Raw genomic sequence first — 21496 nt, 5'->3', positions numbered from 1 at the left:
ACCCGCATGTTTCGTGAGGACATCAGGCGTGGCGGCAGGCGAGGCTGAAGCCTCATTATGGTAGCCGCTTCGCAGTTTACTTGCTCAGACAGCGGGGGAATGTGAAGGGGCTTTCACGGGAGCAAATTTGTCGCGATGATGGTGTCCGAGACGACATCTGTGGAACAGGTATTGAACAGGAGCCCAAGCATTGAACAAGCAGCCATTGAACAAGCAAGCATTGAACAAGAGCGCCATGATGGGCAAAGCGATAGAGCGAGCGCGTCGCGCGAGCCTGTTTGCCGGGTTGCTTGCCGGCGCGGGGTTGCTGGTCGCGTGCCAGGGCAGCGATGTGATACTGCCCGATGGGGCTCGCGCATGCGGTGAGCGGCCGGATGTGCCACCGGAGCAGGTGGCCTGCCCGATGATTTACGATCCGGTATGCGGTCTTGATGCCGCTGCGGTGGAGGTGGGGCCTTTCGGCAACAGTTGCCAGGCCTGTGCGCAGCCTGCGGTGGTGTACTACACGCCGGGTGAGTGCGGTGAGGATCGCACCAGATAGCCAGCAATCAGCCCCTGATCAGGGGCTGATGCGCAGCAGCTTGCCGTTACTGCTGTCGGTCAGCAGGTAGATCAGCCCGTCCGGGCCGGTGCGCACATCGCGGAAGCGCAGGCCGGTTTCTTCCAGCAGGCGCTCTTCCTCCACCTCTCGGATGCCCCCCTCGCGGAGGTCGCCGGGCGCGGCGCTGTCAACGGTGCCTTCAAAACGCACCCGCGCAATGTGCTCGCCGGCCAGGGCGCCAACGAATATGTCGCCGCGCCAGTCCGGGAACGCCTCGCCATCGTAGAACGCCATGCCGGAAGGCGCGATGGATGGTGTCCAGTGCTTGAGCGGCGACACCAGGCCGTCTTTTTCATCGGGGCCGATATGCGCGCCGCTGTACTCGACACCGTGGGTGATGGTCGGCCAGCCATAGTTGAGGCCGGGGAAAATCAGGTTGATTTCGTCACCGCCTCTGGGGCCGTGCTCATGCTGCCACACCTCGCCAGTGTCCGGGTGCAGCGCCATGCCCTGCGCATTGCGATGGCCGTAGCTCCATATCGCATCCGCTTTCTGCGCATCGCCGACAAAGGGATTGTCGTCCGGGATGCTGCCATCGTCATGCAGCCGCAGGGTGACACCGACATGGTCTGACGGGTCCTGAGCACGGGCATCCTGACCGCGATCGCCGACGGTGACAAACAGGTAGCCTGCGCGATCAAACAACAGCTTGCCCGCGTGGTGGCGACCGCCCGTGGCGCAGGCGTCTGCCACAAAAATGTCCTGGAAGTCGTTAATGCCCTCATCGTTGAGCGTGCCGCGCCCAACGGCAGTGGTGGCGCCGCCCTGATCGCAGGCCTTGGCATAGCTGAGGTAAAGCATGCGGTTATTGTCAAAATCCGGATGCAAGGTGACCTCCATGAGGCCCCCCTGATTTTCTGCGACCACCGTCGGGACGCCAGACAGGGGCTTGCCCAGCAAGGTACCGCCGCGCATGCGACGCAACTGCCCGGAACGTTCCGTGATCAGCTTGTCGCCATTCGGCAAGAAAGCGATCGACCAGGGATGATCCAGCCCGGATGCAAGGACTTCGACAACGAAATCATGGTAGTCCGAGGTACGCCGGTGGTCTGGTGCATTGCTGGAGACTGCCCCGGTGACAGCCGTGGTCTTGTTATCGCCGCATCCGCTGAGTCCGCCCAGCAGTGTGGTGGCTGCGATGCCGCCCAGTGTCAGGACGAGGATGCCAAGCCGGTCCATGTTGCCACTCTCCCTTCAGTATTTGGCACGCAGTGTTCATCACATGCCTGATGAGGAAAGAATATCCGTAACAGTACCTCGACGGCTGTGACGCGGTGCGTTCACAGCCGTAATGATTGGTAAAAAGACGACGCAGAGGTTCCCTAGCGGCGTTCGCGGAATTCCACGATCTGCTGGAATGTCGGGCGATTCTGCCAATGTGTCAGGCGCAGGCTGGCGAGGCCGATGGCCCGATGCCCGATAGCATCGTTGTCCATGTTGACCGTCCAGTTGTCCATATTGCTGACGCCACCGAGATCGTCCATGGCATCAATCAGGCTCAGCATCAGCGCACTGCGACAATCCGCACTGCTCTCCGAGTCCGCACAGCGCAGGGCGCGGTAGCTGACCTCGCTCGTCCCGGCGGCCATGTCCAGGGTGCGACGCAGGTAGCCGTAATAGCCGGACTGATAGGCTGAGCCCATGTCCCCCGGTGCATTGTCCCGGCCGACCGGTGCCAGATTGCCGCCAGGGGTATTCTCCAGCGCGGTGACCTGGGGCAGCAGGCGCTCGATCATGCGGGTGTACCAGGCGTCCATCAGCGCCACGGCGTTCTCTTCGTCGTAACGCCCATCGTTGTTGCGGTCGCGACGGAAGGCGCCATTGGCGTTCCACTCGGCAAGCAGGTTAAGTGCGGTGTCGATGTCGCCGCTGACACTGCCCTGGCGCAGCAAGTTGATGGCGGCAGGCAGGATTTCCTGGCCACGCAGATCGACCACTGCAGCATCGCCCATGGCCTCGGTCAGGCGCGCGAGTGTGATATTGCCCTCGCTGACCAACTGCTCCAGACGCACATCCAGCATGTCGTTGCGGTGCACCAGCTGGTACGAGGCATTGTCATCCGCTGACCACCAGTCTTTGGCGGGCCGGTTGTTCCAGCTGGCCAGATAACCGCGCGCCGGATTGGTGTCGTTAGGCATGTCTTCCAGTGTCAGGAAGCCGGTCCAGTCGGCGCTGCCGTCACCCCAGGAGGGCAGTTCCGGATGCACGCCGCTGGCGCGACGGGGATACAGCCCGGTATGGATGAAGGAGATGTCATCCTTGTCGGCGTAGAACCAGTTGAAGCTGCCCGTGGTGGCGCTGAACACCTCACGGAAGCTCTGGGCATCAAACACGTCGTTGCGTGTGGCGCGCACGAATGGCAGCGCGGTATCCAGCTCGGCAAAGTAGGTGGTGCGCTGGCGCGCCAGCGCCACAGGTTGCCCGTTGACGGTAGCGAAGCCGAGTACCGGGCCATAGTCGTCACTGCGAATCACATTGCGTGTGACCTTGATGTTCTGGCCAACGCTGGTGGGGTCGTCCATGGGCACCGCAAGGTTCCACTTGGCCGCCCAGGTGTCGTTGATCACATCGAAGGGTTTGCACTGGCCCTTGAACAGATAGCCGCCCTGCGGGTCGCTGCTGCCGTTGGGGGTACACAGCCGCAGCACGCGCACGTCGGTGAGGTCGGAGTTGCCGGACGTGGCGCTCCAGGCAAAGTCGGGGCCGCGGCCGATCACCACGTAGGGGAGCCCGGTAAACGTCATGCCCCGGGTGTTCAGATCGCCACCGTGGACTGACATTTCCAGCAGCAGCTGTGGCACAAAATAGCTGGTCTGCGGGCCGAATACGGCGAGCGGGTGGCCGCTGGCGGTGTGCTCGCCATTGATCAGCAAGGCGTTGGACATGGTGTTGGGGAAGCCATCGCGTAGTCCATCGAGACTGGCCAGGGTGCCGATAACGCGTTCGCGGGTGAGCTCGCGTAGCTGCTCCGTGCTCAGACCATCACGGGCAGCGAGCGCGGCAGGCGCTTCCGGTGCATCCCGCAGGCCAAAACGCTCCAGTGTGGCGTCATACCAACTGCCGACGCTGGCGAGCATGCCGTCCCGGGGCGCGCTGTCGACGACTGCCAGTGACAACAGCCCGCGCAGCAGATTCAGCGTGCCATCAATGATGACATTGATAACGCCGGTGCCGGGCAGCGCCGGAATCGCGCCATCAGCGCCGGGGCACATGACCTGACCGGGACGTCCGCAGGGCTCGGTCAACAACGGATTCTGTGCCTGGAAACTGCCTTCATCGAACATCACGGCCGCCGGGAAGCGACCGGCGAAAGCGGGCTCCAGCGGGCAGGCGTTCTCGTCGATGGCCGCCGGCGATTGCGTGGCAAAGCGGCGCACTGTGGTGACAGAGGCTTCGGGATCGTTGGCGTGGCGCAGATCGCGCCACAGGTCACAGGCGACACGAGGGTCGTTGGTTTGTGCCAGCAACTCCTGAAGCAGCAGCACATTGCGGTGTTCAGCGCCGCCGCCGCCGGCGAAGATGCCCTGGATCAGGGTGGCAATGGCGACCACGTCTTCCCGTACGAAGGGCTCCAGATTGACGCCAAGACCCACGTACTCGATGGGGACTTCCAGCAGGCCCTGACGGGCCAGATCCACGTATTTGTTCAGACCCGCAACAAAGGCTTCGGCATCCACCAGGATTTGCGCGCCATCGTCGCCCAGCTTGCTGGCAACGCCGGCGATTTGCGACGAAAGGTCAATTTCCCGATAGGGGGCATTCCGGGCAATGTCATTGTCGAAGGAGAAATCAGCGGGGCCGAGGAATTTCGACAGCTGACCACGGCCAGCGCGGCGCAGCACATCCAGCAGGAACAGGCGATCTTCAGCGGTGACGTAACCCATGCCAAACAGGGCATCGGTGCGATGCTCGCCGTAGATATGTGGCACGCCGAAGTCATCGCGCTTGATATCAACACGGTAGTCACCTTCCGCAACGGTGAGCTCGCGTGTCCAGTTGCCGGCATCGGGCGCCAGCATCGGGGCATCCTTGAAATAATTGACCAGCTCATCGTCCGTCAGCCCGGCAGGGCTGAACGCCAGGTTCTCGTACATGTCGAGCTGATCATCGAAATGCGGTTCGCGGAACAGCGCAGGCAGCAGGCCCAGCTGGCTCAACCCGTCGTCGAGCAGGCCGCCAAGCAGGTCCCCCAGGCCGGGGACATCCTGCAGCAGATTGCTGACGCCGCCGTTGTCGTCCTGGCCGGGAGGCAGAATATTCATGACGGTGCCGTAATCGGCGAAAGGCTGTGTCACCGGTACCGGTGTGCGATTACCGGGGTTACCCGGATTGCCGGGGTCGCGGGGGTCTTCGCCGCCAGGGGTATTGCCCAGGTTACCGCCGGAGGAACCGCCGCAGGCGGCCAGCGAAATGGCTGCCGCGAGGGCAAACAGGGTTGTTGCGCGCTTGATCATCTGTCCTTCTCCATGAGCGCCATCTGTGGGCGCTTCCTTCTTGTGTCGTTATCCGGGGGAAGGTGCTTTATCGAGGGGATTTATCAGCACCATCGTGCAACTTTGGCACGCGGTGGGAGTGGTGTGACCAGGAAGACACAAAACGCTTAGAAATTACCCGGTTTGGATACAAAGCGGGCGGCGCCCGCTTGCGGCGTCAACTTGCCTGTTACCAGGCTATTTTTTTACCAAGTATCGATGAAGCGCTTGCGTTGCGCGCGCGGTCCGGCGGTCGGCGTGCTTTGCACACCGCGCAACAGCCAGTCCCGGGTGTGGACCGGGTCGATAACGTTATCGATTTCAAGGTGGCTGGCCATATTCAGCGCCTTGCCCTGGCGGTAGGCGGCACGCACCATCTTGTCGAACAGCTTCTGACGTTTGGCCGGGTCCTCGATGGCGGCCAACTCCCGGGCATAGCCCAGGCGCACCGCGCCCTCCAGCCCCATGGCACCGAACTCGCCACTGGGCCAGGCGATGGTGAACACCGGCGCGTGGAAGCTGCCGGCGGCCATGGCCTGCGCGCCCAGGCCGTAGCCCTTGCGCAGCACGACGGTGAACACCGGACTCGTCATGCCGGCGGCGGTGACAAACAAGCGCGACATATGCCGCACACTGGCCGTGCGCTCCGCGTCGGGGCCGACCATGAAGCCGGGGGTGTCACACAGGGAAATCAAAGGCAGATCAAAGGCGTCACACAACTGCATGAAGCGCGCTGCCTTGTCGGCGCCGTCGCTGTCGATGGCGCCGCCCAGGTGCATCGGGTTGTTGGCCATCAGGCCGAAGGGACGGCCTTCGATGCGTACCAGTGCGGTAATCATGCCCGGCGCAAAGTGCCGCCGCAGCTCCATCACGCTGCCGGTATCCGCCAGCGTATGGATCACCTGACGTATGTCGTAGACGCGCACCCGGTTTTCCGGAATCAGGTGCCGCAGGCTGCGCTGGTCGGCGCAGTCCCACTCCGCCGAGACGCCCTGGAAATAGCCCAGGTACTGTCGCGCTGCTGCGCTGGCGGCCTGTTCGTCGGGCACCACCAGATCAATGACGCCGTTGGCGGCCTGCACGCTGACCGGGCCGACCTGCTCAGGGCTGAAACGACCCAGCCCGCCGCCTTCGATCATGGCGGGGCCGGCCATGCCCAGCGTGGTGTTTTCCGTGGCGATAATCACATCACAGCACCCGGCCAGCGCCGCGTTGCCGGCAAAACACCGGCCGGACACCACGCTCACCAGCGGCACCAGTCCGTTGAGCCGCGCCAGGCCGAGAAACGTCATGTTGTCCAGCCCGGCGACGCCGGTGAAGTCGGTATCGCCGGGGCGACCGCCGCCGCCCTCCGCGTACAGCACCACGGGCAAGCGCCATTGCTCGGCCAGGGTCAGCGCCCGGTCGGTTTTCTTGTGGTTCATCATGCCCTGGGTGCCGGCAAACACGGTGTAGTCGTAGGCCAGCGCCATGCAGCGGCTGGCCTCGGTGCCGAACTGCCCGGCGTTGATGGTGCCGGTGCCGGTGATCAGGCCGTCCGCCGGGCTCATGGCGATCAGCTCTTCGGTGCTGCGCCGCCGCCGCTGCGCAGCCAGTGCCAGACCGCCGTACTCGTTGAAACTGCCCGGGTCCAGCAGGGCGTCGATGTTTTCCCGCGCGGTGCGCTGTGACGTCTTGCGGCGCCGCGCCACGGCGTCCGGGCGCTGTGCGTCCAGCAGCCCGGCTTGCCGGGCCAGCACTTCTGCCAGATCGTCACGGATCAGGTCCGGGTCGATGCGAGTGTCTGCTGCGCCGGTTGCGGTGGCATCCAGGTCAGCGTCCAGAACCAGCACGGTCTGCCCTTCGCTGATCAGATCACCAGGTTGGCCGTGGCATTCGACGATGCGACCGGCCTGCGCCGCCTTCAGCTCGAACTCCATCTTCATGGCATCCATCAATGCCAGGGTCTGACCGGCCGTTACGACGTCGCCGGGCGCGGCCAGCAGTGCGGTGAGCGTGCCGGATACGGGTGCTGCCACGGCAGCGCAGCCATCGGGTAACGGCACCTCCCGGCTTGGGGTGGAAGACGGTGCAGCAGACGCGTCGCTGTCGCTGAAATACAGCCGGGGGTGCGGTTGCGCCGGTGGCGCCAGCAGCGCTTCCAGCTGCGCGCCGATGAAACCGGTGTCGATATCGTTGGCCTGCACCTGCGGATGGCACAGCAGATTCTGTAGCAGGGGAATGCCGGTGGCGACGCCTTCGATGCGGCATTCGCACAGCGCGTGATAAGCGCGCCGCAGTAGCCCGGCATAGTCGCCTTGTGGCGCGTGCACGATCAACTTGGCCAGCAGGGTATCGAAGCGGGGGTTGGTGGTGTAGCCGGTATAGCCGCAACTGTCCACGCGAATGCCGGCGCCCGTGGGCGGCTCGAATGCGGTCAGTGTGCCGTGGGCCGGGCGCGTGCTGCCGTCGGCGGCCAGGGTTTCCATATTGATGCGCAGTTGCACCGCATGGCCGTTGGGCGTCGGTGCTTCGGTCAGTGCCAGTTCCGAGAGTGATGCGCCCTGCGCCACGCGCAGTTGCAGCTGCACCAGATCAAGCCCGGTCACCGCTTCGGTAACGGTGTGCTCCACTTGCAGGCGCGGATTGGTTTCAATAAAGAAAAAATCCAGCCCGCCGCGGGGCACCAGAAATTCCACCGTGCCGAGACCCCGATAGTGCAGTGACTGGCCGAGTTGCACGGCTGCATCCAGCATGCGCTGGCGCAGGCCAGGGTCGAGTCCGGGTGCTGGTGCGACTTCCACCAGCTTCTGATGTCGCCGTTGCAGGGAGCACTCGCGTTCGCCCAATGCCAGCACAGCACCCTGGCCGTCGCCGAGAATCTGCACTTCGATATGCCGGGCGTGGGGGATCATGGCTTCGACATACAGCGCGTCGCGCCCGAACGCGCCCTGCGCTTCGGCGGCACATCGGGCGTAGGCATTGGCAATCTCATCCGCTTGCATGACAGCGCGCATGCCGCGCCCGCCGCCACCGGCCAGTGCCTTGATCATCATGCCCTGAGGCTGTTGTTGCCCTTGTTGCAGGTTCGTGAAAAATGTCTGTGCCTGAGCAAGGCTGGTGGCGCTGTCGGTGCCCGGTACGACGGGCACCCCGGCAGCCTGTGCCTGCCGTCTTGCCGCAATCTTGTCGCCAAACGTATCCAGCACCGCCGCCGTCGGCCCGACAAAACACAGGCCCGCCGCTTCGCAGGCACGGGCGAAGTCGCCGCTTTCGCTGAGAAAACCGTAACCGGGATGGACCGCTGTGCAGCCTTGCGCCCGCGCCGCCTCGATCAAGGCCTGTATATCCAGATAGGCGGCCGGCCCCTGACCGGGCAGCGGCTCAGCGATGTCAGCGCGCCGTCGGTGCAGCGCCTGTGCGTCGTCGGTGCTGTACACCGCGACGGTACGCCAACCCAGTGCCTGTGCTGCACGACTGATACGGATCGCGATTTCGCCGCGATTGGCGATCAGCAGGCAGGGTGGACGGCTGTGATGGTCGGTGGTCGCGGACATGACAGTGCTCTTGTGGGTGGCTGTGCTGTGGGTAGTAACTGTGCTGGATAGTCGCTGTGTTGGATAGCAGCTGTGCTGGATAGTAACCCTGTGAATGCAAACGCTGAACTGAGCATTTCCGATGGCCCACCATGCAGCGGATGAATAACGGTAACAATCGCCGTCGGGATTGCATTGATTGTTCGCGTGACTTTCTTACGTGACTTCCTGCGTGATTGGGCAGAACGCGTGTGCGCTGTGTCACGGTTTTCGCTGCTAACTGTTTGTTCAAAAACAAAAAAATACACAGCTGCCACGGATGTGAACAACGTTGTGCGTCTAGGCTCTTCTCATACAGCCGCAAGGCATCAGCCATTCTGGTTTCGAGATGAGGGAGTGATGAAACAAACATCCATCAAACAGGGAATCATGTCAGGTGCGGCGGCCATGGCGCTGCTGCTGAGCACTGCAGCGACTCAGGCGGATCTGCCGGGATCACTCACGGAGACGGTGAGCGTCGTCACCGGACCCGTGACCAATCTGGCCAACGATCTGGTCGACAGTACCGGGTTGCTGCCTGGTGATCTCATTACTGACCAGTATATTGTCATGCTTGATCCGAACATCACCGGGCTGCTCGGCGCACTGGATCTGGATCAGGCGATTGCCACACTGCTGGCCACGGTTGGCGGTGGTGATGTGCTGCACACCTACGCGCATGCTCTGACAGGCATGGCGGTACAGATGACAGACCTGCAGGCGTCACTGCTGAGCGCATTGCCCGGCGTGCTGCATGTGGAACGTGATCAGGTCGTGCAGATAGTGGCGACGCAAAACGAGGCGACCTGGGGGCTGGATCGCATCGATCAACGCCACCTGCCGCTGGACAACATCTACGTCTATCCCGACAGCGCAGGTGCCGGCGTCAATGTCTACATTCTCGATACAGGGCTGCGCGCCACACACCAGGAATTTTCCGGCCGGGTTATTACCGGCCGCAACTTTGCCTCCAATGGCGGTGGTTTTCTGGGCCTGGGTGGCAGCACCGATCCAGACAATACCAATGACTGTAACGGGCATGGCACGCACGTCGCCAGCACCGCTGTCGGCAGCGTCTATGGCGTCGCCAAGTCAGCCAGCGTGGCGCCGGTACGGGTGCTGGATTGCGGCGGCAGTGGTGCCAACTCCGGCGTGATTGCCGGCGTGGACTGGGTCGCCGGCAACCACACCAAACCCGCCGTGGCCAATATGTCCCTGGGCGGCGGTAACTCGACGGCACTGGATGAGGCCGTGCGCAACGCGGTGGCGGCTGGTGTCACCTTCGTGGTCGCGGCGGGCAACAGCAATGCGAATGCCTGCACCGGCTCACCGAATCGTGTGGCTGAAGCATTGACGGTGGGTGCGACCGCAAATAATGACAGCCGCTCTTCGTTTTCGAACTTCGGCAGCTGTGTCGATGTTTTCGCCCCGGGCACCAACATTACGGCGGCCTGGTTCCAGAGTGACACGCAGTTACGCACCATCAGCGGCACATCAATGGCTGCGCCCCATGTGGCTGGCGCCGCAGCGCTTTATCTGGGCAAGGAAAGCAGCGCCACGCCGGATGAAGTCGGCACTGTGCTGTTGGCGGATGCCACGGTTGGTGTGTTGAGCAGCATCGGCAGTGGTTCGCCCAATCTGTTGCTCTACGTGGACCCGGCAGATAACGGCAACCCGGTCGATCGGCCACCGGTCGCTGCGTTTACGGTCGAGTGTGAGGCGCTGGTGTGTTCTTTTGATGCCAGCGGCAGCACGGACGATGTGGGTGTTGCGGCATGGGATTGGCAGTTTGGCGACGGCAACACGGCCAGCGGTGAGCAGGTGCAGCACACCTATGCTGCCAACGGTGATTACACCGTCTCCCTGACGGTCACCGATACCGCTAACCAGACCGCAGAGCGCAGTGAAACCGTTCGGGTCAACGACGGGCAGGGACCGGATTGTCCGGACTGCACGAGCCGCACTGGAACGCTGAATAACGGGCAGCAGGCGACGCATCAGTTTGACTTCGGTGGGGGGGTTGTCACGGGTATCTTGCTGAGCCCGGCGGGCGCCTCATTCGATGTGTTTCTGGAAAGCCGCAGCTGCTTTCTGTTACTGGGCTGCAGCTGGAGTACCGTGGCCACAGGTCAGGGCACTGCAGCGGAAAAGCAGATCAGTACCCGTGTTTCCGGCGGCACCTATCGCTGGCGGGTGCGGGCCACAACGGGGAGCGGTGCTTATGAGCTGCTGACGAATCCCTGACATAGTGATGCGCGATGTTTGAATGCTCTGCCTTGTACGACATTTCGCTCTGGCGGCCTTCGGGTCGCCTTTTTTTTGGCTCCCCGCGCAATATCTGTCATGTTCAGCGTGTCAATCCGGCAGGATAAGTCATGCCTTCAAACGGAGAATACTGTGCCCCCACCCGCTGCTGCACCGGATCTTGCGCTGACATACTGCCGCATGATTGCCCAGACGCTGGCGCTGGACGAGGCGGGACTGGTGGCGTTGGTGGCGGGCACCGGTGTGGATGTGCCGACGCTGCAGGACAGTGACGGCTATATCGATTGGCACGGCGCGGCACGACTGATGCGGAATGCCCGGCAGTTGGCGGCCAGCGGCGATATCGCCCTGCAAACCGGGTTGCGTGCGCTGCCGGCCATGCACGGGCCAATGGGCGTGGCCGCCATGGCCAGCCCGACATTGCGTGATGCCATGGCGGTATTCGCCCGCTACAACAATACCCGCACCGGGATATTCACTGCCGAACTGATGGAAAGTGAGGACTCGCTGACAATGCAGCTGCACTTTGCCTACCCGATGGATGAGGCGGTCCAGTTTCTGACCGAGTCGGCGCTGGCCTCAGCCTTCGCTTGCCACAGCATGTTGCTGGGCAGGCCGTTAAGTGGCGGGGTGGTGCAGTTCAACTATCCGGCGCCGGACTATGCCGAGGCGTTCTACAGCGCCTTCGCGGGTAACCAGGTGCGCTTTGATGCTCCTGCCCCGGCGCTGTGCCTGCCGGCCCGCTACGGTGACGAGCCCCTGGCATCCCATGACCGGGACATGATGTGGCTGGCCAGCCAGCAGTGTGAGGCGCGCCAGGAAGCCCTGCGCCGGCGTGGCCGGTATTGTGATGAGGTGCTTGCCCTGCTGACCCGGGAGCCAGCGGTGGCGGGGATGTTGCCGGGGCTGGTGGAGACGGCAGCGGCGCTGAATATCAGCCCGCGCACACTGATCCGGCGCCTGAAAGAGGAGGGTACCCGCTTCCAGCAACTGCGGGATCAGGCGCTGAGCCGGCAGGCCACTCGGTTGCTGGGGTTGCCCCAGTACACGGTGGCGGCGGTGGCTGAGGCCCTGGGATATACCGACGTGGCGAGTTTTCGGCGGGCCTTTCGGCGGTGGTTCGGCACCTCGCCTGCCGCCTTTCGCGGGCGTGATGTCTGAGCCGCGGCTCCTGAATCCGCGTATCGGCGCACTTGACACTTATTATCCCCCTGATGGCATCTTCGGCACTTACTTTCCCCGCGTGCCGGGTAAACACTGTGTTCAGTTTCTCTTTGTACGGTGGGCACAGACCATGACCTCTGATACGGCTTCAAAGACTCCCGTTTCGACCTGCCTGCCTGGCCAGGATGACGCACGCCTGCTGGCGCGCCTGAAAGTGTCGCCGGTGCTGGCCTGGCCCACGGTGCTGTTACTGGTGGGTGGGCTCGGCACGCTGGTGCTCAGCTGGTACAGCGCGATTAACGGCATATGGCCCATGTGGCTGGCGATGCTGGTGAATGGCGTGGCGGGCTACGTGTTATTCACCCCCTCCCATGAGGCGATTCACCGTTGTGCGTCGAACAGGATGTGGCTGAACGACCTGATTCTCGCGCTGGCCACGTTTGTGGCGGTGCCGTTCGGGCGCGGCAAGCTGTTTCGGCTGATGCACATGCGCCATCACCGCTTCGCCAATGAGGAAAAAGACCCGGATCACTGGCTGGCCAGCGATCTGCGCACGCTGCCGCTGTGGGGGTTCTGGCCGTTTCTGTACCTGTACCGCTACTTCCGCGACCCCGGGGCCCTGCCCGGCCTGACACCGACGGAGATCCGGCGCGAGCTGCTGGTGGCGGGTGTGCTCCTCACTGGCCTGTTTGTCTGGCAGCCCTACTACATGTTGATGCTGTGGTTGATCCCCAGCTATCTGTCCTATTTCCTGATGTGCCTGGTCTTCATGGTGTTGCCGCATTACCCGCATACCGGGCGGCAGGACGAGGACCCGCACCGCACGGCGTTGATGCGCATGGGGCAGGAATGGTGGCTGACGCCGGTGCTCATGTACCAGAACTACCATCTGGTACACCATCTGTACCCGACCATTCCGTTCTACCGGTACGGCAAGGCCTGGGCGGCGTGCCAGCAGCGGCATCTGGCGAAATCCGGCAGCATGATCATCGGGCCGTTCGGGCTGGGTCCGCGGGACAATACGGCGGGCGTGCCTGACTCACAAAAAGACACATATCTCAAATAGAGACTGCCCGGGGAGCGCTTGATAATGAAGATCATGATTCCGGGACTGCCGGGCTTATTGTTTAGATTGTTGACTGCCTTACAACTATAGTGGCCCTCCCTCGGGTCACTTTTTTTTGCAGCTGCTTTTACCGCTGGTTTCGCGGTAGCGCTCTTTTCTCAGCGCACGTCCTCGCCGGCTGTCACGATCTTCAGTGTGTTGGTGCCGCCATGGGCGCGGTCATAATCCCCCTTGGTAATCAGAATCCGGTCGCCGGCCTCCACGAGCCCCAGCGCCAGGAGTTGTGAGACGGCTTCCCCGTTGATGCGCGAGTTCGGCACTGACTCACTGTCAAAGGCCATGGTTTCCACGCCCCGGTAGATGGATACCCGGCGCTGCGTGCGCGGGTGTGGGGTAAAGGCAAAAATCGGCATCCCCGAGCGGATACGCGACATCAGCTTCGGTGTGGCGCCGGTCTCGGTCATGGTAATGATCGCCTTGACGCCGCTGAGGTGATTGGCCACATACATGGCCGCCATGGCAATGGACTCATCAATAGCGCTGAGTGTTTCCGGTTGGCGCTGGCTGGCGAAGCCGCGCTGCTGCCAGGAGCGTTCTGCGCCAAGAATGATCCGGTGCATGGCGGCCACGGTGACCACCGGGTAATCGCCAACGGCGGTTTCGCCAGAGAGCATGACGGCATCGGTGCCGTCGAGCACCGCATTGGCCACATCCGAGACTTCTGCTCGCGTCGGCTGCGGGCTGCTGATCATCGATTCCATCATCTGGGTGGCAGTGATGACGAAGCGATCCAGCGCCCGCGCCCGTTGAATGATCTGCTTCTGTACGCCCACCAACTCGGCATCGCCGATTTCCACAGCCAGATCGCCCCGGGCCACCATGACACCGTCGGAGGCCAGGATGATGGCATCCAGCGTGGCCTCGTCGGCCACTGCCTCGGCGCGCTCGATCTTGGCGATGATGCCGCCTTCGCCACCGGCTTCTCGATAGCGTTGCCTTGCCCGGGTGACATCCTCGGCATTGCGGGGGAGCGACAGCGCGAGGTAATCCAGGTCCATATCGGCGGCCAGGGTGATATCGGCCAGATCCTTGACGGTCAGCGCGGCAGCGGTCAAGCCGCCACCCTTGCGGTTGATGCCCTTGTTATTGCTGAGCACACCACCGGTGATCACCTCGCAATCAATGCGGCTGCCACGAATCTCGCGAATCTGCAGTGCGATAAGGCCGTCGTTGAGCAGCAGGGTATCGCCCACATCACAATCATCAGCCAGTTGCGGATAGTCCACGCCCACCTGAGTGATGTCGCCAGCGTCCTTGTCCAGTGCGGTGTCCAGGCAGAAGCGCGCGCCGGGGCTCAGCTGGATGCTGCCAGCACTAAAGCGCGCGATACGGATCTTAGGGCCCTGCAGGTCGCCCAGCAGGGCGACAATGCGCTGCTCAGCCCGCGCGGCCTCACGGATGTGTGCCGCGACCTGCTGATGATCAGCGGCGCTGCCGTGGGAGAAATTCAGCCGGAACACGTTGACGCCAGCGGCGATCAACTGTCGCAGCGTCTCGGGTTGAGCGGAGGCGGGGCCAACCGTGGCGACGATCTTGGTACGTCTGAACATGGGACGTCCTGTTGTAGTGGGTGACGTCACCATGATGCGGCAAACCGGTGCGATAGATAAGTCTTCAGGGGATGCGGTTGGCGTGACGGCATGCACGCCCGGTGCACGGCCTCAAAGGCCCGGCGATTATGGCATTGAAGCGCCTATTCAGGTAAGTTTGCCGCTATTCAGGGTGCGCCACGCGCGCCGCCAGCGCGCGCTTCATGCCGCACAGGTCATGCCGCAGGGTTACCGTGACAACTGACAAACTGAAACTCGCATTTTACAAGGCTGCCGCCAGTGGCCTGCTGCCGGCGCGATGGTTCGAGCCAGACCTGCCGCCGTTGCAGGCCCGCGCTGCAAAAACGGGCAGGTTGCACCTTGAGGTGGTGAGCCATTGTTGGCGCTACAGTCATTTCCTGATCTATCAACTCAGCTCTCTGGTGCTGTTCCCGCCTCAGGACATGGATGTCACCATGACGGTCTTCTATTGCCCGGAGGACACGGAGACGGAGTCGCTGCTCCGCTTTTTCGCCGAACAGCAGGTGCAGGGTGTGCACTGGAACTGGCAGCCCTTGCCGCGGCAGCAGCTGTTCCGGCGCAGTATCGGGCGTAACCGGGCCGCATTGGCGACCACTGCTGACTGGGTCTGGTTTACGGATTGCGACCTGATGTTCCGGGAAAATTGCCTGGATACACTCTCCCGGCGTCTTCAGGGCCGACAGGATGCGCTGTTCTACCCCGATGAAGAGCGTTGCTCCGATCTGCTGGAAGCGGAGAACCCGATGCTGGGCAGCGGCCGGCACATCCCGGCGGTACTGGATATTGATGACGCTATCTTTACCAGCCAGTTCCCCACGCGTGCCACCGGACCGTTGCAGATCGCGCATGGTGATGTATGCCGCGCGGTGGGCTACTGCCGCAATATCGGTATCTATCAAAAGCCGGTGGAACGTTTCGCCAAATGCCACGAGGACAGAGCCTTTCGTTGGCTGCTCGGAACCCGGGGGACGCCTCTTGCAGTGCCCGGTGTCTATCGTATTCGTCATATACAGAAGGGCCGTTACAGCGGATCCGAAACACATAACCAGCTGCGCACACGTATTCGCGCACTGCAAAGCCGACGGCGGGATCGCCGCGGCGCTTCATGATTGGCGGAGGCAGCACTGTGTTGTTTTGCATTTTTTCCTTTAATCGCGGGCGCTATCTGCAGAACTGCGTCAACAGCATAGAGCGCTGCGCTCCCGGCGCAGATATCGCGATTTTTGACGATAATAGCGATGATGCCGACACGGCTACGCTGTTGGCCGATCTGGCAAAGCGCTACACGGTTGTTCAGCCGGAGCAGGACAGCTACCGACGCCTGGGCGGTCTGTACGGCAACATGCAGAAAGCGCTGGTGTTCGCGCAAGAGCGTGGCGCTGATATGGTGTGCTATCTGCAAGACGATACGCAGATGGTCAGGCCGCTATCCGAACAGGATGAACAGCAACTGGCGGCGCTCTTCTCTGAAAATGAAAACACAGGCTTTGTTCATCCCTGTTTTTTGCGCGGCCGAAATCGGGTCCGTGATGAACGGTATATGCGTTATGAAGAGAGTGTCGGCGTTTACTACCGGCAGGGCGCCCGACAAAGCGCGGGCACCCATTTCTCTGCATTGCTGATCATGCAGCCGGCGCGGCTGCTGGCAAGAGGGTGGTCTTTCCTTGAATCAGAGCCCCGCAATGATGAACAGGCCGCCAGATTGTTTGGCCCCATGCCTTACCTGCATGTGCCGTTTGCCATGTGGCTGCCCGAAGTGCCGACCTATCGTGGCAAGCGAAAAACATGGGCATTGAAGATTGCGGAGCGGCAGAGAAACTCCGGCTACTTCCCGTTCCGCATCCTGGATGCCGCAGAAACGGCAGCGCTTGAAGCGCGGCCTCATGAGCGGCCTCCGTTTGCTGAGGACGCACTTCAATGTGTCGAGAGTGATCCGCCGAAGCCGTGGGCCTATCACCCCATGCAGGATAGTCGCTGGCTGCAAAAGCTCAGCAGTGTCGAGAATGCGTTGCGTCGCTGGCTGAGATTCTGATCAGGGGATCTGTGGTTGGCATTCAGGGGAAAGAGTCTTCCTGGGGGGTGATTCAATGAGAGTATTTGTGCTGACAACCGGGCGCGCTGGCTCAACAACGTTTGCGCGTGCCAGCCAACATATTGACGGCATGACAGCGGGTCATGAAACCCGTGCCCGATATCTCACGGGGCGGCTCGATTATCCTGATAATCATATAGAAGCGGATAATCGACTGGTCTGGTTTCTGGGCGGCCTGGACCGACTGTTTGATGACGCCGATACGCACTACGTTTACTTGACCCGGGATCCTGACGCGACAGCGCTAAGCTATCGCGAGCGTTGGCATATCAGGGTATCCATTGTGCGAGCGTTCTACCATGGCATGTTGATGCAGCGTGAAAAGCCTGCGCCGGATCAGGCATTGCTGGCATGCCGGAGATTCATTGATGCCGTTGACGATAATGTCCGGTTTTTCCTCAAGGGGAGGTCAAACTGGTCGCTGGTTCGGCTTGAGAATATCGAGGAAGATTTTCTGGCCTTTATGCGGGATGCGGGTCTCCATGGCGACATGACGGCCATTCGCGCCGAGCTTGGCGCAAAGCGCAACGTAAGCAAGCGAGATAAGAAGAAGGGCACGGGGCTGCGCCGTCTGCTGACACGTTTCTCGTCCAGTAAAATAGACCTTCCGTAATTGACGGGGCCATACCATGATTGTATGCCATAAATATAAGTTCATCTTTCTCAAGACCAACAAGACCGCCGGCACATCCGTTGAGGTAGCGCTTTCAAGATTCTGTAGCGAAGACGATATTGTGACGCATCTCAGTGAGGAGGAGGAGCGTGAGCGTGTCGCGTCTGGCGGTGTGCCATCCAGCCTTTATCTGGCGCCCTGGACAGCATATCACCCCGGGGACTGGTGGCGACGTCTGGTCAAGGGGCGATACAAGCATACCTATTACAATCATATTCCTGCGCAAAAGCTCAAGGCGCGGCTTGATCCGGAAATCTGGGACAGCTATCTGAAGTTCTGTGTTGTCCGAAACCCCTGGGACAGAGTCATCTCTCAGTATTTCTGGCGTTACCGGGATATCGCGGAGGAGCGTCGCCCGTCCCTGGATAAATTCCTGGATTCAACGCATGCCCGGTCATTGGTGCGCAAAGGGTATGAGCTTTACACGATCGGTGGCAAGGTCGTTGTCGACAGAATCTGCCGGTATGAGCATCTTGAAGAAGATCTGGAGGCTTTGCGCCAGGAGCTCGGGTTGCCGGAGCCGATTCTGCTGCCCCGGACAAAATCCGTGTACCGCAGCGATCGTCGCCACTATCGTGACGTGCTGACGAGCGCCCAGCGCGAGAAAATTGGAGAAATGTTCAAGGCGGAGATCATGCTGAACGGTTACGAATACTGATCCAGCTGGCTGATGCCATGCTCCGTGCGAATAACGCCATTGCGTGCATTGTCCAGACGTAGCTGCTTGTTCTCCCTGACCTTCTCCGGGTCCTTGTAGCCTCGGGGATGGTCGAGATGAATGACGATGGCGTTGTAGCGCACATGCTTCGGGCGTATGCCGGCATTGATCAGCCGCACGCCGAATTCCCGGTCCAGTCCGCCCCAGGGCATCCGCTCGTCAAAACCGTTAACGCGCAAAACGTCCTCGCGCCAGGCGGAGCCGTTAGAGCCCTTGAAGTTGCAGGCGGTTGGCGTCAATCGGTTCAGGATGCGCGCTTGCCCGGGGGATGCAGTCAGCTTGGTGTTCTTGTAGCTGGCTTTCAGTCCGTGGGTCTTGAGCCATTTCAGGTCGAAGCAGCGGCCGCTGAGGATGTCGGCTTTGCTGATGGCTTCACTCGTGCTCATGGGCAGCTTGTGATAGCCCCCCGACAGGTAATGGCCGGGTTTCGCTTCGGTGGCATGGACTGCCAGAAAGTCAGCGCGTGGAATGCAGTCGCCGTCGGTAAACACCAGGTAGGGGCCGGTTGCCTGCAAGATCGACTTGTTGAGGATGCGGCATTTGCGGAAGCCCTTGTCTTCCTGCCAGACATGCTTGATGTCCAGATCCGTTTCGGCCTGAATGCGGTGGATCACCTCAAGCGTGCGCTGGTCTGAACCATCATCGCCGATGATGATCTCGAAATCGGGGTGTGATTGCACGCTGTAGCCCCAGAGCACCTTCTCGAGCCACTCTGGCGCATTGTAGGTGGTCATGATTACCGAGATCTTCATGTGCTGGTGCTCCCGCCGGCGTCTGGCTCTGGCCGCGCCATGTCCGCATATCCCCGGTCGTTGGCGCTGCTTGGCCAGGGTATGGCTTGATCAGGGCATGGTGTGATCAGGGCATGGATAATAGTCGCATATGTGCCGCTTTGCCACGGTCTGGCCCGGCGGAGCCCGTGGCGTGGACTCCGGCGCCCTGAGCGATTATCATGCCGCTCTTGACGACGCACCCGTAGCTCAGCTGGATAGAGTACTGCCCTCCGAAGGCAGGGGTCACTGGTTCGAATCCAGTCGGGTGCACCATACAGAAAGGCTATCTCCCTGCGGAGATGGCCTTTTTTTTGGCAGGCAGCTAGTGTAACGGACGCTTGTAACGCTTCATCAACAACACGACGAGGAGCCCCTCATGACCGTTGGCACCCGCATTCGCCCCCCTGCTGAACTGTTTGATCTCACTGGCCGCGTGGCCCTCGTTACCGGCGCCAGCCGTGGTATCGGCGAGGCTGTAGCCCGCACGCTGGCAAGCGCCGGTGCCACGGTCATCGTCTCATCCCGGAAGGCAGATGCCTGCGACGCGGTGGTGGCAGCCATCCATGAGGCTGGCGGCAAGGCCGAAACCATCGCCTGCCATATCGGTGAGATGGACCAGATTCAGACACTTTTCGCCACCATCCGCGAGCGTCACGGGCGCCTGGATATCCTGGTCAACAATGCAGCAGCGAATCCCTATTTCGGCCATATCCTGGATACCGACCTCACCGCATTCCAGAAGACAGTGGATGTGAATATTCGCGGCTACTTCTTCATGTCCGTGGAGGGTGGCAAGCTGATGCGTGAGAACGGTGGCGGTGCCATTGTTAACGTGGCGTCCGTGAACGGAATTATTCCCGGGCCGATGCAGGGTATCTATTCGATCACCAAGGCGGCAGTGATCTCCATGACCAAGGCCTTTGCGCGCGAGTGCGGCGAAACCGGTATTCGCGTGAATGCGTTACTGCCCGGTGCCACGGACACGAAATTTGCCAGCGCGCTGGTCAAGAACGACGCTATCCTGAAATCCCTGCTGACCCATGTGCCGATGAATCGCGTGGCGGATCCGTCCGAGATGGCGGGCGCGGTCCTTTATCTGGTCAGCGATGCGAGCAGTTACACGACAGGCACCTGCATGCAGGTAGACGGCGGGTATCTGACGGCCTGAATTTTTTGCGGTGACACCACTGTGCCTTTGGGGGCTGAGCAATGACGATATATTGGCTGGTCCTGTTTCTGGCGGTATTTGTGGAGATTGGCTGGGCGTTGAGCCTGAAGTGGGTGGGCACGTCGCCAGGCCTGCTGTCCGTGGCCACGGTAACGGTACTGACGGTGCTGAACATGGTGATGTTGTCATTTGCCATGCGCGGTATCGCTGTGGGTACGGCCTATGCTGTCTGGACCGGGCTCGGTGCAGTGGGCATCACGCTGTGCGCTGTCTGGCTTTATCATGATCCGGTGACGCCGCTGCGCTTCCTGTTTATCGCGCTGATTATCAGTGGTGTGGTCGGGCTGAAAGTGACGGCAGCCAGTTGACGCTTTTACAAGCTTTTAAGCACTTGCGGCACCGGCTTGGTTAACGTTAGCAGTCCGGATTGTCAGTAATCCGATTGACAGGTTTCAGGTGTCGACGGTGGGGGTTTAACCGCAGGCACGCATGCCAACTAACGGGTGGAGCCAGGGGGGCGTCGGCTGTTGTAATGGACGATATGTCCAGCAATGGTACGGCCAACGCTTTCTCCGCCTGTGCAAGGAGGAACGACGTTTGCGTATCGCTTATCTGGAAGATGACAACGCCCAGGCGGACATGGTCAAGCACATGCTGGCTGAAGCCGGGCATTCCTGCATGCATTGCACCAACGGTCGTGAATTCATGGTGCTGATGCGTCGCGAAACATTTGATTTGTTGTTGCTCGACTGGGAAGTGCCGGACATGAGTGGGCACGACGTGCTCAATGAGTTGCGCGCCAACGGCAATCCCGTACCCGTGCTGTTCGCCACCCAGCGGGACGACGAGGCATCCATTGTCGGTGCACTCAGCCATGGCGCGGATGATTATATGGTCAAGCCGGTGCGCCAGGCGGAACTGCTGGCCCGTATCACCGCCCTCGGGCGTCGCGCCGGGGTGGGTGAAGTGGTGCCCCAGGGCATTCAGGAAGTGGGGCCCTGGACCATCGACCGGGGCCGTCGGGTGATCACCCTGGATGGCGAGCCGGTGAAGCTGACGGACAAGGATTTCGAGTTGGCCAGCTATCTGTTCCAGAACGTGGGCAAGCTGATGTCCCGGGCGCATTTGCTGGAAAAGGTCTGGGGCATCATGTCCGCGATCGAGTCCCGTACCGTGGATGTGCACATCAGCCGCATTCGCCGCAGCCTGGAAATTCGCCCCGAACGGGGTTACCGCATCAAGACCATCTACCAGCATGGCTATCGCCTGGAGTCCATCGAGGGCAGCGAGTGAGCCCGTCCAGCCTCGTTTTATCATCT

General features: G+C 61.5%; 16 protein-coding genes and 1 tRNA gene. 12 read left to right on the top strand and 5 right to left on the bottom strand.

Translation table 11 applies throughout. The annotated features are described in order from the left end of the window. The first annotated feature begins 190 nt into the window (after positions 1-190). Positions 191-541: a Kazal-type serine protease inhibitor family protein gene (locus K8B33_RS06405; RefSeq protein WP_223424692.1), complete on the top strand. Its 351-nt coding sequence runs from the start codon at positions 191-193 to the stop codon at positions 539-541. Between the two features lie 18 nt (positions 542-559). Here the strand turns inward: K8B33_RS06405 and K8B33_RS06400 are convergent, their stop codons facing one another. The 3 genes from K8B33_RS06400 to K8B33_RS06390 form a co-directional block, all read right to left on the bottom strand. Next, positions 560-1780, bottom strand: coding sequence for a PQQ-dependent sugar dehydrogenase (locus K8B33_RS06400; RefSeq protein WP_223424690.1), 1221 nt, complete (start codon positions 1778-1780; stop codon positions 560-562). 143 nt (positions 1781-1923) lie between these two features. Further along, positions 1924-5055 (bottom strand): penicillin acylase family protein, encoded by a 3132-nt coding sequence (locus K8B33_RS06395; RefSeq protein ID WP_223424688.1) that lies wholly within the window; start codon positions 5053-5055, stop codon positions 1924-1926. A gap of 224 nt (positions 5056-5279) precedes the next feature. Beyond that, a complete protein-coding gene (locus K8B33_RS06390; RefSeq protein WP_223424686.1) occupies positions 5280-8609 on the bottom strand; it encodes a carboxyl transferase domain-containing protein in 3330 nt (1109 codons plus the stop codon). A gap of 378 nt (positions 8610-8987) precedes the next feature. Here K8B33_RS06390 and K8B33_RS06385 point away from each other — a divergent pair, with 378 nt between their 5' ends. From K8B33_RS06385 to K8B33_RS06375, 3 genes are all read left to right on the top strand, one after another. Continuing rightward, positions 8988-10871, top strand: a complete 1884-nt coding sequence (locus tag K8B33_RS06385; RefSeq protein ID WP_223424684.1) for a S8 family serine peptidase — start codon at positions 8988-8990, stop codon at positions 10869-10871. Between the two features lie 153 nt (positions 10872-11024). After that, the gene (locus K8B33_RS06380) at positions 11025-12053 is read left to right on the top strand and encodes an AraC family transcriptional regulator (RefSeq protein WP_223424681.1); all 1029 of its coding nucleotides are present in this window, start codon (positions 11025-11027) and stop codon (positions 12051-12053) included. A 133-nt stretch (positions 12054-12186) separates the two neighbouring features. Continuing rightward, the gene (locus K8B33_RS06375; RefSeq protein WP_223424678.1) at positions 12187-13122 is read left to right on the top strand and encodes a fatty acid desaturase; all 936 of its coding nucleotides are present in this window, start codon (positions 12187-12189) and stop codon (positions 13120-13122) included. A gap of 158 nt (positions 13123-13280) precedes the next feature. Here the strand turns inward: K8B33_RS06375 and pyk are convergent, their stop codons facing one another. After that, on the bottom strand, positions 13281-14732 hold the full coding sequence (gene pyk, locus K8B33_RS06370) for a pyruvate kinase (protein WP_223424675.1): 1452 nt from the start codon (positions 14730-14732) through the stop codon (positions 13281-13283). A 233-nt stretch (positions 14733-14965) separates the two neighbouring features. Here pyk and K8B33_RS06365 point away from each other — a divergent pair, with 233 nt between their 5' ends. The 4 genes from K8B33_RS06365 (at position 14966) to K8B33_RS06350 (ending at position 18176) form a co-directional block, all read left to right on the top strand. Beyond that, a complete protein-coding gene (locus tag K8B33_RS06365; RefSeq protein WP_223424673.1) occupies positions 14966-15862 on the top strand; it encodes a glycosyltransferase family A protein in 897 nt (298 codons plus the stop codon). A gap of 17 nt (positions 15863-15879) precedes the next feature. Then, positions 15880-16785: a glycosyltransferase gene (locus K8B33_RS06360; protein WP_223424671.1), complete on the top strand. Its 906-nt coding sequence runs from the start codon at positions 15880-15882 to the stop codon at positions 16783-16785. Between the two features lie 67 nt (positions 16786-16852). Continuing rightward, positions 16853-17458 carry a hypothetical protein gene (locus tag K8B33_RS06355; RefSeq protein WP_223424668.1) on the top strand — a complete coding sequence of 202 codons (606 nt, stop codon included), beginning with the start codon at positions 16853-16855 and terminating at the stop codon, positions 17456-17458. 16 nt (positions 17459-17474) lie between these two features. After that, positions 17475-18176 carry a sulfotransferase family 2 domain-containing protein gene (locus K8B33_RS06350; RefSeq protein ID WP_223424666.1) on the top strand — a complete coding sequence of 234 codons (702 nt, stop codon included), beginning with the start codon at positions 17475-17477 and terminating at the stop codon, positions 18174-18176. On the opposite strand, the gene K8B33_RS06345 is transcribed toward K8B33_RS06350, so the two are convergent. After that, positions 18164-18988, bottom strand: coding sequence for a glycosyltransferase family 2 protein (locus K8B33_RS06345; RefSeq protein ID WP_223424664.1), 825 nt, complete (start codon positions 18986-18988; stop codon positions 18164-18166). The two genes, K8B33_RS06350 and K8B33_RS06345, sit on opposite strands and share 13 nt — an antisense overlap. Before the next feature lie 217 nt (positions 18989-19205). On the opposite strand from K8B33_RS06345, the gene K8B33_RS06340 reads away from it, so the two are divergent. The 4 genes from K8B33_RS06340 (at position 19206) to K8B33_RS06325 (ending at position 21470) form a co-directional block, all read left to right on the top strand. After that, a tRNA-Arg gene (locus K8B33_RS06340) sits at positions 19206-19282 on the top strand. Between the two features lie 103 nt (positions 19283-19385). Next, positions 19386-20177, top strand: a complete 792-nt coding sequence (locus tag K8B33_RS06335; protein WP_223424661.1) for an SDR family oxidoreductase — start codon at positions 19386-19388, stop codon at positions 20175-20177. A gap of 41 nt (positions 20178-20218) precedes the next feature. Continuing rightward, positions 20219-20545 (top strand): DMT family transporter, encoded by a 327-nt coding sequence (locus tag K8B33_RS06330; RefSeq protein WP_223424659.1) that lies wholly within the window; start codon positions 20219-20221, stop codon positions 20543-20545. Positions 20546-20774: 229 nt separating this feature from the next. Beyond that, positions 20775-21470, top strand: a complete 696-nt coding sequence (locus tag K8B33_RS06325) for a response regulator transcription factor (RefSeq protein WP_223424657.1) — start codon at positions 20775-20777, stop codon at positions 21468-21470. Positions 21471-21496: the final 26 nt, after the last annotated feature.

This window comes from Alcanivorax limicola (assembly GCF_019931215.1).
Taxonomy (GTDB): Bacteria; Pseudomonadota; Gammaproteobacteria; order Pseudomonadales; family Alcanivoracaceae; genus Isoalcanivorax; species Isoalcanivorax limicola.
The sequence above is the reverse complement of the archived record's forward strand: the minus strand, read 5'-3'. Positions and strand labels throughout refer to the sequence as shown.

Excerpts from the sequence above, each read along its gene's own strand:
- K8B33_RS06400 (WP_223424690.1), bottom strand. The coding sequence starts at position 1,780 with ATGGACCGGCTTGGCATCCTCGTCCTGACACTGGGCGGCATCGCAGCC.
- K8B33_RS06395 (WP_223424688.1), bottom strand. The coding sequence starts at position 5,055 with ATGATCAAGCGCGCAACAACCCTGTTTGCCCTCGCGGCAGCCATTTCG.
- K8B33_RS06390 (WP_223424686.1), bottom strand. The coding sequence starts at position 8,609 with ATGTCCGCGACCACCGACCATCACAGCCGTCCACCCTGCCTGCTGATC.
- K8B33_RS06385 (WP_223424684.1), top strand. The coding sequence starts at position 8,988 with ATGAAACAAACATCCATCAAACAGGGAATCATGTCAGGTGCGGCGGCC.
- K8B33_RS06375 (WP_223424678.1), top strand. The coding sequence starts at position 12,187 with ATGACCTCTGATACGGCTTCAAAGACTCCCGTTTCGACCTGCCTGCCT.
- pyk (WP_223424675.1), bottom strand. The coding sequence starts at position 14,732 with ATGTTCAGACGTACCAAGATCGTCGCCACGGTTGGCCCCGCCTCCGCT.
- K8B33_RS06350 (WP_223424666.1), top strand. The coding sequence starts at position 17,475 with ATGATTGTATGCCATAAATATAAGTTCATCTTTCTCAAGACCAACAAG.
- K8B33_RS06345 (WP_223424664.1), bottom strand. The coding sequence starts at position 18,988 with ATGAAGATCTCGGTAATCATGACCACCTACAATGCGCCAGAGTGGCTC.
- K8B33_RS06335 (WP_223424661.1), top strand. The coding sequence starts at position 19,386 with ATGACCGTTGGCACCCGCATTCGCCCCCCTGCTGAACTGTTTGATCTC.
- K8B33_RS06330 (WP_223424659.1), top strand. The coding sequence starts at position 20,219 with ATGACGATATATTGGCTGGTCCTGTTTCTGGCGGTATTTGTGGAGATT.